Source organism: Pseudomonas migulae (genome assembly GCF_024169315.1).
Taxonomy (GTDB): Bacteria; Pseudomonadota; Gammaproteobacteria; order Pseudomonadales; family Pseudomonadaceae; genus Aquipseudomonas; species Aquipseudomonas migulae_B.
In genome coordinates this window covers 2,735,636-2,749,640 of the sequence record NZ_JALJWR010000001.1, presented here as the reverse complement: position 1 = coordinate 2,749,640, position 14,005 = coordinate 2,735,636, and the positions used below count along the sequence as shown (strand labels likewise).

Here is a 14,005-nt window from a genome sequence, read left to right as displayed (position 1 = left end):
AGCAAGCCCGCTCCCACACTGGATTTCTGTCGTACACACATTGGGTGTTCGCTGAAGATCCAATGTGGGAGCGGGCTTGCTCGCGAAGGGGCCGTCACTTCATACCCAATCGCTTGGCCATCCGCCCAAGATTCGCCCGATCCAGGCCCAGCTCACGCGCCGCGCTCGCCCAGTTATTGTGGTGCCGTTCCAGGCATGCGCTGATCAATTGCCGTTGGTAACTTTCAGTCGCTTCACGCAAATCCCCGGACACCAACGCCACCGGAGTCGCAGCCGGCGGCTCGGACGTTACCTCCACATTGCCGCTGGGCAACTCCAGATCCGCCGCACTCAGGCTGAGGATCTTCGGCCGTTCCTTACAGTGGCCCAAGGCTTTCAACGCGCTGCGACCAATCAAGTGCTCCAGCTCTCGCACATTACCCGGCCAGTCATACGCGAGCAACGCAGCCTGGGCATCGCTGTTCAGGCGCAGGCTGTTGAGGCCCATGCGCGAGCGGTTCTGCTCCAGGAAGAATCCGCTGAGCAGCAGCACATCCCGCCCGCGATCCCGCAGGGCCGGCACCAGCAGTGGGTAAACGCTTAAACGGTGATAGAAATCAGCACGGTAACGGCCGCTGCGCACTTCTTCGGCGAGGTCGCGATTGGTCGCGGCGATGAGTCGCACGTCGACCTGATGTTCCTTGTCCGACCCCAGCCGCTGCAACTGACCGCTTTGCAGCACGCGCAGCAACTTGGCCTGCACGGTCAGCGACAGCTCGCCGACTTCATCAAGAAACAGCGTGCCGCCATTGGCCAGTTCGAACTTGCCACGGCGATCGCTGGTCGCCCCGGTAAACGCGCCGCGCACGTGGCCGAACAGTTCGCTTTCCACCAGCGTGTCCGGCAGCGCGGCGCAGTTGAGGCTGATGATCGGTTTGTCGGCCCGGGGCGAGGCGGCGTGAATCGCCTGGGCCACCAGCTCCTTGCCGACCCCGGTTTCCCCGGTGATCAACACGGTCAGGTCGCTGCCGCCCACCAGGCTGATTTCTTCCACCAGCCGTTTATGGGCCTTGCTCTGGCCGATCATTTCGCGGTTCTGCTGACCGCTGGCCTGACGGTAGACCTCGGCGCGCTGATGTTCGTCTTCGACACGATTGGCCAGCCGTTCGATGCGCTCGGCGGCATTGACTGTGGCGGCGGCGAGGCTGGCGAAGGCTTGCAGGGCGTCCAGTTCGATCGGTTCGAAACGTTCCGGGTCGAGCGCGTCGAGGGTCAGCAACCCCCACGGACGCTCGTCGATAAACAGCGGGCACCCCATGCAGTCGTGGACTTCCAGATGCTCGTGGAGGCCGTCGACCAACCCGTCATAAGGGTCGGGCAGGTCGCTGTCGGCGGCAAAACGGGTCGGGCCGGGGCTGCTGAGCAGCGCTTCGAAGCGCGGGTGTTCGCTGATTTTGAAGCGCCGACCGAGGGTGTCGGTGCTCAAGCCGTCAACGGCCAAAGGCACCAGCCAATCTCCATCGAGGCGCAACAGGGCGGCGGCGTCGCAGGGGAGCAGGGCGCGCATGGCTTCGAGCAGGCGCCGATAGCGCTCGCCTTCGGGGAGTTCGCGGGACAGGTCCGAGACCAGGGGAAGCAAGGTGGTGAGCAGGGATTTTGCAGTCATAGTGACTCCATGTAGTCGAGATGACTATAAGTCAGGCTGTGTCGTTATGACTAGAATGTTTTTAACTTATTGATTTATAACAACTAAATAGCTGGCACGGAAACTGATAAGCATAGGGTAATCAATTAGAAACCCAAGTAGCTCAGGAGTCACCTTATGCTCAGCGTTCAAGACCGTGCAATCGTCAAATCCACCGTGCCGTTGCTGGAAAGCGGCGGCGAAGCATTGATCACGCATTTCTACCGCATGATGCTCTCCGAATACCCGGAAGTCCGCCCACTGTTCAACCAGGCGCACCAGGCCAGCGGTGATCAACCCCGCGCCCTGGCCAACGGCGTGTTGATGTATGCGCGCCACATCGATCAGCTCGATCAGTTGGGCGATCTGGTGGCCAAGATCATCAACAAGCACGTGGCCCTGCAAATTCTTCCGGAACACTACCCGATTGTCGGCACCTGCCTGCTGCGGGCGATTTCCGAAGTGCTGGGCGACGAGATTGCCACGCCGGAAGTGATGAGTGCCTGGGGCGCAGCCTATGGTCAACTGGCCGAAATCCTGATCGGCGCCGAAACCAGCATCTACGACCAGAAAGAACAGGCACCGGGCGGCTGGCGCGGTGCGCGGGCATTCATCGTCGCGGCCAAGGTCGAGGAAAGCGCGGAAATCACCTCGTTCTACTTCGAACCGGCGGACAAAGGCCCGATCCTCGCGGCTGAACCCGGCCAGTACATCGGCATGAAACTGATCCTCGATGGCGAAGAGATTCGTCGTAACTATTCGCTGTCAGCCCTGGCGAACAAAGGCCAGTACCGCATCAGCGTCAAGCGTGAAAACGGTGGGCGTGCCTCGAACCATCTGCACGATCAACTTCACGTCGGCTCCAGCATTCAGCTGTTCCCGCCATCGGGCGAATTCACCCTGACCGACAGCGACAAACCGTTGGTGCTGATCAGTGGCGGCGTCGGCATCACCCCGACCCTGGCCATGCTCGAAGCGGCGCTGGAAACCCAGCGGCCGGTGCATTTTATCCACTGCGCACGCAACGGCAGCGTCCACGCCTTCCGCGACTGGATTGATGGATTGGCCGAGCGTCACCCGCAACTCAAGCGCTTCTATTGCTACGCTGAGGACGATGGAGTCAGTCCGGCAGCGGACAAGGTCGGGTTGTTGAGTCAGGAACAACTGGGCGAATGGTTGCCGCAGCAGCGCGATCTGGATGCGTACTTCCTGGGGCCTAAAGGCTTCATGGCGGCGGTGAAGCGTCACCTGAAAGCCTTGGGTGTGCCGGAGAAGCAAAGCCGTTACGAGTTCTTCGGCCCGGCTTCGGCGCTGGAATAACCGCCGCTTTTCTGTAGGTGCACGGCTTGCCGGCGAAGGCGATCTTGAGGACGCCTTCGCCGGCAAGCCGTGCTCCTACAGGTGCGTGTTTCGCCGGCAAGCCTGCTCCCGTGTTTCGCCGGTTATCCGGTAGCGTGTTGGCGTATCAGCCCTTCAATTCCTTCAGGTGTTTGTACACCGTCGCCCGTCCCATGTTCAGCACGTTCGCCACATAGTTGGAAGCGCTTTTGCCCTTGAACGCGCCTTCGGCGTGCAGGGCCAGCACCAGTTCGCGTTTATGGTCGCGGGTCAGCAGGTTCAGGCTCAGCTGACGTTCGCGCAGCCAGCCGTGGAGGAAGGTGTTGATCCTCTCCTGCCAGTCATCACGAAACAGTGAATCCGGTTGCGGGATCAGTTTGCTCGGCGACAGGAACAGATCCAGCGCGGCCTTGGCGTTTTCGAACAGCGAAATATTCAGATTGATGCACAGAACGGCCAGCGGATGACCGTTGCTGTCGCGCAAGACGCTGCTCAGGCTGCGAATCTTCTGACCATCCCAATTGAGCTTTTCGTACGGGCCGATGTTTCGTTCGCTGATGTCATCGCTGAGCATGTCTTCCAGCGCGGAATCGTCACCGACTTCCCGTTTCGACAGGTTATTGGCGATGTAATCGACTTTCTGTGTGCGCAAATCGTGCAGCACCACCTCGGCGTGGGGAAAGAACAACGTGGCGATGGCGTCGGCGATCGCGCGGAAGTTGTCCAGGGCCGGGTCTTTTACAGGTGCGTTCATACAGTGGAGCTCCAGGCAGCGTCAGCGCCCTGCAAAAAGGGCGCTGGAAGTTTGCCGCAATCGTGTCGACACGTCACCTGAGGACGCGGATCAGCCCAGGCGAGCGGGGGAGAGCATTGCGGCATCGAGGCCGAAACGCGAGAGTTGCTCGGGCAAGGGTTCGCCGCGCACCAGTGCGGCGCTGGCCTGACCCATGGCAGGCGAGGTCTGGATGCCATAACCGCCTTGCGCCGCGACCCAGAACAAGCCCGGCACCTGCAGATCGAAACCGGACAGCAAATCGCCGTCGGCCACGAAGCTGCGCAGGCCGGCCCAGGTGCGGGTCGGACGGCGGATGGTCAGGGTCGTGGCTTCTTCGATCTGGTAGATGCCCATCGCGATGTCCAGTTCTTCAGGCTGCACGTCGTGGGGTTCGACCGGGTCGGCGTTGGCCGGTGAGCCGAGGAACATGCCGGCGTCGGGCTTCATGTAGAACGACTCGTCGAGGCTGACCAGCATCGGCCAATGGTGGATGTCCACGCCTTCCGGCCCGGCGAAGATGAACGCCGCACGGCGCTTCGGTTGCAGACCCAGCGGTCGTGCGCCGGCCAGTTCGCCGATCTTGTCGGCCCAGGCACCGGCGGCGTTGATGATGACCGGGGCGCTGAAGGTTTGACTGTTGGTTTGCACCTGCCACACACCCTCGGCATCGCGGGTCAGGCTCAGGACTTCGCTGTCGGTGTGCACTTCACCTTTATTGCGACGGATGCCGCGCAGGTAACCCTGGTGCAAAGCATCGGTGTCGATGTCGCTGGCGGTCGGGTCGTAGATCGCGCCGTGGACTTTTTCCCGGCGCAGGATCGGCAGGCGCGCGCAGGCTTCGTCGGCGCTGAGCAGTTGCATCTCCGGCACCGTGGCTTTGGCGCTGAGGTATTGATTGTTCAGCTCGGTCGGGTCGCCGGTGAAATCCACGGTCATCTCGCCGCGTGGAGTCAGCAGCGGGTGTTCGCAAAACCCGGCGGGTGGGGCGTCGAAGAAATCGCGGCTGGCCTGGGTCAGTGCCCGGACTTGCGGTGTGCCATAAGCCGCGGTGAACAGCGCGGCGGAACGTCCGGTGGAGTGATAGGCCGGATGGGATTCGCGTTCGAGCACAATCACCCGGGCATGCTGCGACAGCCAGAAACCGGTGGAAGCGCCGGCAATCCCGCCGCCGATGATGATGAAATCTGCCTGGCTCATGAACGTCTCCTGTCGAGCGTAAATGCCAAAAATGTAGAGATCCCTGTGGGAGCGAGTTTGCTCGCGATGGCGTTCTGGCATTCAGCAATGATGCTGGCTGATACGACGCCATCGCGGGCAAGCCCGCTCCCACAGGGGGTCGTGGTGTTTAGGGGTGTAGGCGGTAAATGGCATTGGCCAGTGCGATGTCTTCCAGGCCCAGGCCGATCGAGCGGAAGAACACGTGGCGGTCGTAGCCCGGGCGCTGGACTTTTTCGCTGAGCAGATCGGGCAGGTCACCGACAATCGCGTTCTTGTCCCAGCCATGTTGCTCGCCGGCAATCAGCATTTCGCCCGCCGAGCCCGGAGTGGTCAGGCGATAGTCGCAGAACACCTGCATGTCATTGAGGCTCTGCGGCGGCACTTCGTGGGCGCGCGGTGCATTGGTGCTGATGGAGGTGATCAGCGCCGGTTTGCTCAGGCTGGACGGGTCAATCACCGGGCCGGCGGACGAGGTGCACAGCATGATCACATCGGCGTCCTGGACGGCCGCTTCGCGAGTGTCGACGAGGGTCAGCCGTGGATCGAGGCTTTTGATCTCGGCCAGGGCTTCAGGGCTGAGCTCGCTCAGGTTCGGCGAGAACAGGTGGATGCTTTGCCAGTCGCGCAAACCCTTGACGTAATGCAGGTGCGCCAGGGCGACCTTGCCGCTGCCGATGATCGCCAGACGCTGCACATTCAACGGTGCGAGTGCGTCGACAGCGACAGCGGTGGTCGCGGCGGTTCGCGCAGTGGTCAGTTCACCGGCATCGCAGAGCAGCAGCGGCTCGCCGGTCTGCATCGACATTAGCAAGGTCCATGCGGTCACCAGCGGACCTTGTTCGCGCACGATGTAGGGCGACGTCTTCACCCCGTAAACCCCGTCTTCAGCCAGCACGCCCAGGTAGTTGATGAAGTCGCCGGCACCCTTGGGGAATTCCACCAATTGCTGCGCCGGTTGCACCGCTTGCCCGACGGCCAGGTCGCGGAACATCTTGCGCAGGATCTGCGGCACATCGACCTGTGCCAACAATTCACGGGCCTGGGGTTGGGTGATCACATAAGGCGTGCTGGACATGGTCGGCTCCGGGAGCTGGAAGTAAACTAATTTGTCTATTATGGACTTTTAGTTATCGCGAGCAATATCCGGGACGAAAAAAAAGCGCAGTCCGTTGCCGGCTGCGCCTCTTTCATTAAGGCCAGCGTTACGGACGCTTGCGCTCAATCGCCCGCAACAGGTGCGTCGGTGGCGTTTCACAGCTGATCTTGCGACCCAGCAGCGCCTCGATGGACGGTAGCTGGTAGGAGTCGTCTTCCCCGGCAAAACTGATGGACACACCATCGGCGCCAGCACGACCGGTCCGGCCGATGCGGTGCACGTAGTCGTCCGGGACTTCCGGCAGGGTGAAGTTGATAACGTGGCTGATGCCGTCGATGTGAATGCCGCGACCGGCCACGTCGGTGGCCACCAGCACGCGGATCTTGCCTTCGCGGAAGCCTTCAAGCGTCTTTATGCGCTTGTGCTGCGGCACGTCGCCGGACAATTGCGCGGCATTGACGCCATCGCGTACCAGGCGTTCTTCGATGCGCCGCACTTCATCCTTGCGGTTGGCAAAGACCATGACCCGCTCCCAACCGTTGTCGTTGACCAGGTTGTAGAGCAGTTTGTATTTGTCGGCACCGGCAACCGCGTAGATGTGCTGCTCGACGTTTTCGCTGGCCACGTTCTGCGACTCGATCTCGACGATCGACGGGTCGGTGGTCCATTGCTTGGCGAGGTTCATCACGTCTTCGGTGAAGGTCGCGGAGAACAGCAGCGTCTGACGTTCGTTCTTCGGCGGAGTCTGGCGAATGATCTGGCGCACTTGCGGGATGAAGCCCATGTCGAGCATCCGGTCAGCTTCGTCCAGGACCATGACTTCGACCATGTCCAGGTGCACGTCGCCGCGCTGGTTGAAGTCGAGCAGGCGGCCCGGGGTGGCGACAAGAATGTCGCAATGACGCGCCTCGAGGTGCTTGAGCTGCTTGTCGAAATCCATCCCGCCGACAAACGTCATGACGTTGAGGCCGGTGTACTTGGTCAGGTCGGCGGCGTCCTTGGCGATCTGCACCACCAGTTCACGGGTCGGCGCGATGATCAGCGCCCGCGGCTCGCCCATGTAGCGCTCTTTCGGCGGCGGGGTTTGCAGCAACTGGGTGATGATCGAAATCAGGAACGCGGCGGTTTTACCGGTGCCGGTCTGGGCGCGCCCGATGGCGTCTTTGCCCGCGAGGGTGAAACCCAGCACCTGCGCCTGGATCGGCGTGCAGTACGGGAAACCCAGGTCCTGGATGGCGTGCATCAGTTCCGGAGCGAGTTTGAAATCGTGGAAACGGGTTTTGCCTTCCTGGGGTTCAACGGCGAAATCTTCGAGTTTCCAGGGGGTGACCGGCGCTTTCGGCTTGGGCTCGCGGCGCGGTTTGGCAGGTTTCGCCGCTTCGCTGGTCGGCGCCTCAGCGACAATGGCTTCGACAGCTGGGGTGGCCGGTGCGGGCTTCGGCGCGTGTTGCGGTGCCGCTACGGGGGCGGTCCGGCCAGGCTGATTACCGTCGGTGCGGTGGCTGGGGGTGTGAGACGGAGCGCTGGAGACTGGCGCGAGCTGCTCAGTCTCGCTTTTACCGAACATTTTCTTGAGTGCTTTGAGCACGGTCATCTCATCAATAGGTTAAGTGCCGGCCAGTGTAATGCAAGAAACGGGCGCGGCGTAGTGGGAGGGATCAATGGGCTGTTTTTCGCCTGAACCGTTAACGCAGGCGTTCAGCGAGCCAGACGCCGATGTCGCGAATTTCCTCGGGTAACACTTCGTGACCCATTGGGTATTCCTGCCATGTCACGGTGACACCATGGGTCTTTAAATACTCGTAGGCGGTGCGACCCATGGCGTTTTGCACCACGTCATCGTACTGGCCGTGCAGCGACAGCACCGGAATGCGTTGCTGGCTGGCGGAAAGCTCCAGTCCATCGCTGAAGGTCGGTGCATAAGTAGAGAGGGCAAGTACGCCACCCAACGGCCCCTGCCATTTCAGAAACGCGGTGTGTAACACCACGGCGCCACCCTGGGAAAAACCGGCCAGGAAAATCCGCGAGGCGTCTATTCCGCCGGCGCGCTGCTCTTCGATCAATTCAATGACTCTGTCCGCCGACGCCTCGAGCTGTTCGCGGCTGATCGCCCGCGCCGGGCTCATGGCCAGAATGTCGTACCAGCTCGGCATCTCGTAACCACCATTAATGGTCACGGCGCGGGTCGGTGCCTGAGGCAACACGAAGCGGGTGCTCAGCAGGGTTTCCTGCAGCGCTTCGGCCACCGGCAGGAAGTCGTAACGGTCGGCGCCCAGGCCGTGCAGCCAGATAACGCAGGCGTCTGCGGGCTTGACGGGTTGAAGAATCAAGGGTTCGGTCATGGCTGCTCCAATTTTGTGCGTGCGCTCTCATTGAGTGCGTGATGCGAGTGCGCGTCAGGTTGATCAGTTACGAAGATGTCGCAAGGCTACAAGTTTTGCTATTGACCTGTCCCTTAAGTGCATTGGCGAGCGGTCTGGTACGGGCTTTGCTATAGGAAAGCCTGTACGAAAATCCCACGCCTGTCGGTAACACTATCAGGCCATTGTTCGTGGTGGGATAGCAAAAAAATCCGGTGATGGATGTTCGCCAGTGGCCGCTACGGGCTTCGCGAACGTGAAAGGGCTACAGCCCGTTCGGCCGATTGGTGAGAAGTGAGTGGTCCATGATTTGGATTTTCTCCTACTAGACTCATAGCGCAGGTCCTACGTCGGTTGACCCCAAAAAAAGCCAACACGGGTCGACTACGCCTCATAAGGGTGCGACAGGACTCAAGCTCCGACACAACAAGAGCAAAACTGGAGGTTTGAATGAAGATGTTGAAATCCACCCTGGCCATCGTGACTGCAGCCGCAGTACTCGGTGTCAGTGGGTTCGCTCAGGCGGGTGCAACCCTGGATGCAGTGCAGAAGAAAGGTTTCGTACAGTGCGGCGTCAGCGATGGCCTGCCTGGTTTTTCGGTTCCAGACTCCACTGGCAAGATCATCGGTATCGACGCTGACGTCTGCCGCGCTGTGGCCGCTGCCGTATTCGGCGACGCAACCAAGGTGAAGTTCAGCCAGTTGAACGCCAAGGAGCGCTTCACCGCGCTGCAGTCCGGCGAAATCGACGTGCTGTCGCGTAACACCACCTGGACCAGCTCCCGCGATTCGGGCATGGGCCTGGTGTTTGCCGGCGTGACTTACTACGACGGCATCGGCTTCCTAGTGAACAACAAGCTGGGCGTGAAAAGCGCTAAAGAGCTCGACGGCGCCACCATCTGCATTCAAGCCGGTACCACCACCGAGCTGAACGTTTCGGACTACTTCCGCGGTAACGGTCTGAAATACACCCCGATCACTTTCGACACCTCCGATGAAAGCGCCAAGTCGCTGGAATCCGGTCGTTGCGACGTGCTGACCTCCGACAAATCCCAGCTCTACGCACAACGCAGCAAGCTGGCGACGCCGACCGACTACGTCGTTCTGCCGGAAACCATCTCCAAGGAGCCTCTGGGCCCGGTCGTGCGTAAAGGCGACGAAGAGTGGTTCAGCATCGTGAAGTGGACCCTGTTCGCCATGGTCAACGCTGAAGAAATGGGTATCACCCAGAAAAACGTTGAAGCTGAAGCCAAATCCACCAAGAACCCGGACGTCGCTCGTCTTCTGGGCGCTGACGGTGAATACGGCAAAGACCTGAAAGTGAAGAAAGACTGGGTCGTGCAGATCGTCAAGCAAGTGGGCAACTACGGTGAAGTGTTCGAGAAAAACCTCGGCAAGAGCACTCCACTGGCCATCGACCGCGGGCTGAACGCTCTGTGGAACAACGGCGGCATTCAATACGCACCACCAGTGCGCTGATGGTTCTATCACCCGGTGGGCCAACCGCCGGGTGATGTTCTGTTCCATTACATCCGGGGCACTTCATGCAAAATTCAATCGGCGCACCAAAGCAGAGGCTCAGCCTCAGCGATCCCAAAGTGCGTGCGTGGCTATTTCAGATCATCACCATTGTGGCGGTGGTCTCGATGGGCTGGTACCTGTTCGACAACACACAGACCAACCTTCAACACCGGGGCATTACCTCCGGTTTCAGCTTTCTTGAGCGCAGTGCCGGTTTCGGTATCGCTCAACACCTGATCGACTACACCGAATCGGACAGCTATGCCCGGGTGTTTGTCATCGGCCTGCTCAACACATTGCTGGTGACCTTCATCGGCGTGATCCTGGCGACGATCCTCGGGTTCATCGTCGGCGTGTCACGGCTGTCGAAGAACTGGATCATCGCCAAGCTGGCGACTGTCTATGTGGAAGTCTTCCGTAACATTCCGCCGCTGCTGCAAATCCTGTTCTGGTACTTCGCGGTGTTCCTGACCATGCCGGGGCCACGCAACAGCCATAACTTCGGCGACACCTTCTTCGTCAGCAGTCGCGGCCTGAACATGCCGGCCGCACTGGTGGCGGACGGTTTCTGGCCGTTCGTGGTCAGCGTCGTCGTGGCCATCGTCGCCATCGTGCTGATGAGCCGCTGGGCCAACAAACGCTTCGAAGCGACCGGTGTGCCATTCCACAAGTTCTGGGTTGGCCTGGCGCTGTTCCTGGTGATCCCGGCACTCTGCGCGTTGATCTTCGGCGCGCCGGTGCACTGGGAAATGCCGAAGCTGCAAGGCTTCAACTTCGTCGGTGGCTGGGTTCTCATCCCGGAACTGCTGGCGCTGACCCTGGCCCTGACGGTGTACACCGCGGCGTTCATCGCCGAGATCGTGCGTTCGGGCATCAAGTCGGTCAGCCATGGCCAGACCGAAGCGGCCCACTCGCTGGGCCTGCGCAACGGTCCGACCCTGCGCAAGGTCATCATCCCGCAAGCCCTGCGCGTGATCATTCCACCGCTGACCAGCCAATACCTGAACCTGGCGAAGAACTCTTCGCTGGCGGCCGGTATCGGTTATCCGGAAATGGTCTCGTTGTTTGCCGGTACGGTGCTGAACCAGACCGGGCAGGCGATCGAGGTGATTGCGATCACCATGAGCGTGTACCTGGCGATCAGTATCAGCATTTCCCTGCTGATGAACTGGTACAACAAGCGCATTGCGCTGATCGAGCGGTAAGGAATAGCGCATGAGTACTCATACTTTCAAACCTGACATGCCCCCACCGAGCAAAGTGTTCGGGCCGATGGCGTGGATGCGCGCGAACATGTTCTCCAGTTGGCTGAACACCGCGCTGACCCTGTTCGCGTTCTACCTGATTTACCTGATCGTTCCGCCGATCCTGGAGTGGGCGGTCATTGATGCCAACTGGGTCGGCACCACCCGCGCCGACTGCACCAAGGAAGGCGCCTGCTGGGTGTTCATCCAGCAGCGTTTCGGCCAGTTCATGTACGGCTACTACCCGTTGGACCTGCGCTGGCGCGTGGACCTGACCGTGTGGCTGGCGGTGATCGGCGTGGCACCCTTGTTCATCTCGCGCTTCCCGCGTAAAGCGGTGTACGGGCTGAGCTTCCTGGTGTTGTACCCGATTATTGCCTGGTGCCTGCTGCACGGCGGCGTATTCGGCCTGAGTGCCGTAGCGACGAGCCAATGGGGCGGCCTGATGCTGACCCTGGTGATCGCCACCGTCGGTATTGCCGGTGCTCTGCCGCTGGGTATCGTCCTGGCCCTGGGCCGTCGTTCGAACATGCCGGCGATTCGAGTGGTCTGCGTGACCTTCATCGAATTCTGGCGCGGCGTGCCGTTGATCACGGTGCTGTTCATGTCCTCGGTGATGCTGCCGTTGTTCCTGCCCGAAGGCATGAACTTCGACAAACTGCTGCGGGCGCTGATCGGCGTGATCCTGTTCCAGTCGGCCTACGTCGCCGAAGTGGTGCGTGGCGGTCTGCAAGCGATTCCCAAAGGTCAGTACGAAGCGGCTGCAGCGATGGGCCTCGGTTACTGGCGCAGCATGGGCCTGGTGATTCTGCCGCAAGCCCTGAAGCTGGTAATCCCTGGCATCGTCAACACCTTCATCGCGCTGTTCAAGGACACGAGCCTGGTGATCATCATCGGCCTGTTCGACCTGCTCAACAGCGTCAAGCAAGCCGCCGCCGACCCGAAATGGCTGGGCATGGCCACTGAAGGCTATGTGTTCGCGGCCCTGGTGTTCTGGATTTTCTGTTTTGGTATGTCGCGCTATTCCATGCATCTGGAACGCAAGCTCGACACTGGCCACAAGCGTTAGGAGTTCTGTAATGAGCGAAGCAATCAAAAAGCCTGTGAGCCCTGAAGGCATCATTCAGATGCAGGGCGTGAACAAGTGGTACGGCCAGTTCCACGTGTTGAAAGACATCAACCTGAACGTCAAGCAGGGCGAGCGAATCGTCCTGTGCGGCCCATCGGGTTCCGGCAAATCCACGACCATCCGTTGCCTCAACCGTCTGGAAGAACACCAGCAGGGTCGCATCGTGGTCGATGGCGTGGAGCTGACCAACGACCTCAAGCAGATCGAATCGGTCCGCCGTGAAGTCGGCATGGTGTTCCAGCACTTCAACCTGTTCCCGCACCTGACCATCCTGCAGAACTGCACGCTGGCGCCGATGTGGGTGCGCAAGATGCCGAAGCGCAAGGCCGAAGAAATCGCCATGCATTACCTGGAGCGCGTACGCATTCCGGAGCAGGCACATAAATACCCGGGGCAACTGTCCGGCGGTCAGCAACAGCGTGTGGCGATTGCCCGTGCGCTGTGCATGAAACCGAAAATCATGTTGTTCGACGAACCGACGTCGGCTCTCGACCCGGAGATGGTGAAAGAGGTTCTGGACACCATGATCGGCCTGGCCGAAGACGGCATGACCATGCTCTGCGTCACCCACGAAATGGGCTTCGCCCGCACCGTGGCCAACCGTGTGATCTTCATGGACAAGGGCGAAATCGTCGAACAGGCCGCGCCGAACGACTTCTTCGACAACCCGCAGAATGAGCGCACCAAGCTGTTCCTGAGCCAGATCCTGCATTGATCGACGCCAGGCAGTGAAATAAACCCGGACTGAGTTCCGGGTTTATTTTTGCCTGGGGGGTTATCGTGTCAGGGCTGTTTCCTGTTCTGGATGACAGGTCGCGAGAAGTTGCTTCAAGTCGCGCCCTTCACTGAGTGCGTGCACTTCGGCCATCAGGTGCGGATGACGATCAAGCAAGCGCATCAGTGTAAACAGCGGCTGAGGCGGTGCGAGTTCACCGCGCTCGTAACGGGAGAAGGCGTTGTGCCCGCCGCCCGAGAGCAGCCTCACAGCGTCTTTTTGCGTGAGGTGCAGTTTGCGGCGGATGCGTTTCATCTCGGCGGCCATGAGTTGGCGGCAGTCAATGAGCAGTTTATCGCTAGCCTCGGAGTACCGTTCGGCACTTGCGTCGTCGAACTCGATTTCACCGCAGACCCGGCATTCATAACCTGAAATGTCGTCTATCTCACGACTCATCTGCTTGAAGTCAATGGTGAAGCTGCGCGAGTCAAAATGTTGCAGTCCATCATGGGTGCCGCAGCTGAAGCATTGCTTTGCTTTCATGTGTCTTTCTCCTTGAAGGAGATTATCGGAGGCCCACCACCGGGGCGGTAAGTCGCTTTGATGTGAATCTCCAGACCGTGAGTTTTCATGTGATAAACGTCCTGCCATATTCGATGGTCGGCGTAAGTGGTCATCGATTTGTGCAGCATCCTGTGCTCCAGCGACCAGACGATTCGCAACATCTGTGACAGGCTTAAATCGAGTCTCCGGCCACCTTCCCGCGCGGCAGCGGTAAATGCTTTTGTTCCTAGTCTGACAACCTCCGCTTTGACTATGGCCAAGTCGTAATGAGGTGTGTTCTTTTCCATAAGACACTTGGGACCTTGAGTTGAAAATTACCCTCAAAGGGTTATTTTGACAATCTGAAATTCAGTTCTTTTTGTTGCCTGAATAACCCTGGCCC

At 60.0% G+C, this 14,005-nt stretch carries 13 protein-coding genes; 5 read left to right on the top strand and 8 right to left on the bottom strand.

The genetic code is table 11. The features are described 5' to 3' along the window. Nucleotides 1-94: 94 nt before the first annotated feature. Entirely contained in the window at nucleotides 95-1,645 is a 1,551-nt protein-coding gene (gene norR, locus J2Y86_RS12560) for a nitric oxide reductase transcriptional regulator NorR (RefSeq protein ID WP_253431668.1), read from the bottom strand. Between the two features lie 156 nt (nucleotides 1,646-1,801). Here norR and hmpA point away from each other — a divergent pair, with 156 nt between their 5' ends. After that, the gene (gene hmpA, locus J2Y86_RS12555; RefSeq protein WP_253431665.1) at nucleotides 1,802-2,983 is read left to right on the top strand and encodes an NO-inducible flavohemoprotein; all 1,182 of its coding nucleotides are present in this window, start codon (nucleotides 1,802-1,804) and stop codon (nucleotides 2,981-2,983) included. A 145-nt stretch (nucleotides 2,984-3,128) separates the two neighbouring features. Here the strand turns inward: hmpA and J2Y86_RS12550 are convergent, their stop codons facing one another. The 5 genes from J2Y86_RS12550 to J2Y86_RS12530 all read right to left on the bottom strand — a co-directional run bounded on the left by J2Y86_RS12550 (nucleotide 3,129) and on the right by J2Y86_RS12530 (nucleotide 8,432). Further along, a complete protein-coding gene (locus J2Y86_RS12550) occupies nucleotides 3,129-3,755 on the bottom strand; it encodes a helix-turn-helix transcriptional regulator (RefSeq protein ID WP_084320493.1) in 627 nt (208 codons plus the stop codon). A gap of 90 nt (nucleotides 3,756-3,845) precedes the next feature. Then, nucleotides 3,846-4,973 carry an NAD(P)/FAD-dependent oxidoreductase gene (locus J2Y86_RS12545; RefSeq protein WP_253431662.1) on the bottom strand — a complete coding sequence of 376 codons (1,128 nt, stop codon included), beginning with the start codon at nucleotides 4,971-4,973 and terminating at the stop codon, nucleotides 3,846-3,848. A 148-nt stretch (nucleotides 4,974-5,121) separates the two neighbouring features. Then, nucleotides 5,122-6,069: an ornithine cyclodeaminase family protein gene (locus tag J2Y86_RS12540; RefSeq protein ID WP_253431657.1), complete on the bottom strand. Its 948-nt coding sequence runs from the start codon at nucleotides 6,067-6,069 to the stop codon at nucleotides 5,122-5,124. A 127-nt stretch (nucleotides 6,070-6,196) separates the two neighbouring features. After that, nucleotides 6,197-7,684, bottom strand: a complete 1,488-nt coding sequence (rhlB, locus tag J2Y86_RS12535; protein ID WP_253431654.1) for an ATP-dependent RNA helicase RhlB — start codon at nucleotides 7,682-7,684, stop codon at nucleotides 6,197-6,199. A 91-nt stretch (nucleotides 7,685-7,775) separates the two neighbouring features. Beyond that, nucleotides 7,776-8,432, bottom strand: a complete 657-nt coding sequence (locus tag J2Y86_RS12530; protein ID WP_253431650.1) for an alpha/beta hydrolase — start codon at nucleotides 8,430-8,432, stop codon at nucleotides 7,776-7,778. 468 nt (nucleotides 8,433-8,900) lie between these two features. Here J2Y86_RS12530 and J2Y86_RS12525 point away from each other — a divergent pair, with 468 nt between their 5' ends. From J2Y86_RS12525 to J2Y86_RS12510, 4 genes are all read left to right on the top strand, one after another. Beyond that, a complete protein-coding gene (locus J2Y86_RS12525; protein ID WP_253431647.1) occupies nucleotides 8,901-9,929 on the top strand; it encodes an amino acid ABC transporter substrate-binding protein in 1,029 nt (342 codons plus the stop codon). 65 nt (nucleotides 9,930-9,994) lie between these two features. Next, complete coding sequence (locus tag J2Y86_RS12520; protein ID WP_253431644.1) at nucleotides 9,995-11,176, top strand: amino acid ABC transporter permease; 1,182 nt, start codon at nucleotides 9,995-9,997, stop codon at nucleotides 11,174-11,176. Nucleotides 11,177-11,186: 10 nt separating this feature from the next. After that, nucleotides 11,187-12,284 (top strand): amino acid ABC transporter permease, encoded by a 1,098-nt coding sequence (locus J2Y86_RS12515; RefSeq protein WP_253431640.1) that lies wholly within the window; start codon nucleotides 11,187-11,189, stop codon nucleotides 12,282-12,284. Nucleotides 12,285-12,294: 10 nt separating this feature from the next. Beyond that, nucleotides 12,295-13,059, top strand: coding sequence for an amino acid ABC transporter ATP-binding protein (locus tag J2Y86_RS12510; RefSeq protein WP_253431637.1), 765 nt, complete (start codon nucleotides 12,295-12,297; stop codon nucleotides 13,057-13,059). A 60-nt stretch (nucleotides 13,060-13,119) separates the two neighbouring features. On the opposite strand, the gene J2Y86_RS12505 is transcribed toward J2Y86_RS12510, so the two are convergent. Beyond that, nucleotides 13,120-13,602 (bottom strand): type II toxin-antitoxin system MqsA family antitoxin, encoded by a 483-nt coding sequence (locus tag J2Y86_RS12505; RefSeq protein ID WP_253431634.1) that lies wholly within the window; start codon nucleotides 13,600-13,602, stop codon nucleotides 13,120-13,122. Beyond that, complete coding sequence (locus J2Y86_RS12500; protein ID WP_253431631.1) at nucleotides 13,599-13,910, bottom strand: type II toxin-antitoxin system MqsR family toxin; 312 nt, start codon at nucleotides 13,908-13,910, stop codon at nucleotides 13,599-13,601. Before J2Y86_RS12500 ends, J2Y86_RS12505 begins: the two co-directional genes overlap by 4 nt. Nucleotides 13,911-14,005: the final 95 nt, after the last annotated feature.

Bases quoted from the DNA above. Each gene is read 5' to 3' on its own strand.
- norR (WP_253431668.1), bottom strand. From the start codon at position 1,645: ATGACTGCAAAATCCCTGCTCACCACCTTGCTTCCCCTGGTCTCGGAC.
- hmpA (WP_253431665.1), top strand. From the start codon at position 1,802: ATGCTCAGCGTTCAAGACCGTGCAATCGTCAAATCCACCGTGCCGTTG.
- J2Y86_RS12550 (WP_084320493.1), bottom strand. From the start codon at position 3,755: ATGAACGCACCTGTAAAAGACCCGGCCCTGGACAACTTCCGCGCGATC.
- J2Y86_RS12545 (WP_253431662.1), bottom strand. From the start codon at position 4,973: ATGAGCCAGGCAGATTTCATCATCATCGGCGGCGGGATTGCCGGCGCT.
- J2Y86_RS12540 (WP_253431657.1), bottom strand. From the start codon at position 6,069: ATGTCCAGCACGCCTTATGTGATCACCCAACCCCAGGCCCGTGAATTG.
- rhlB (WP_253431654.1), bottom strand. From the start codon at position 7,684: ATGACCGTGCTCAAAGCACTCAAGAAAATGTTCGGTAAAAGCGAGACT.
- J2Y86_RS12530 (WP_253431650.1), bottom strand. From the start codon at position 8,432: ATGACCGAACCCTTGATTCTTCAACCCGTCAAGCCCGCAGACGCCTGC.
- J2Y86_RS12525 (WP_253431647.1), top strand. From the start codon at position 8,901: ATGAAGATGTTGAAATCCACCCTGGCCATCGTGACTGCAGCCGCAGTA.
- J2Y86_RS12520 (WP_253431644.1), top strand. From the start codon at position 9,995: ATGCAAAATTCAATCGGCGCACCAAAGCAGAGGCTCAGCCTCAGCGAT.
- J2Y86_RS12515 (WP_253431640.1), top strand. From the start codon at position 11,187: ATGAGTACTCATACTTTCAAACCTGACATGCCCCCACCGAGCAAAGTG.
- J2Y86_RS12510 (WP_253431637.1), top strand. From the start codon at position 12,295: ATGAGCGAAGCAATCAAAAAGCCTGTGAGCCCTGAAGGCATCATTCAG.
- J2Y86_RS12505 (WP_253431634.1), bottom strand. From the start codon at position 13,602: ATGAAAGCAAAGCAATGCTTCAGCTGCGGCACCCATGATGGACTGCAA.
- J2Y86_RS12500 (WP_253431631.1), bottom strand. From the start codon at position 13,910: ATGGAAAAGAACACACCTCATTACGACTTGGCCATAGTCAAAGCGGAG.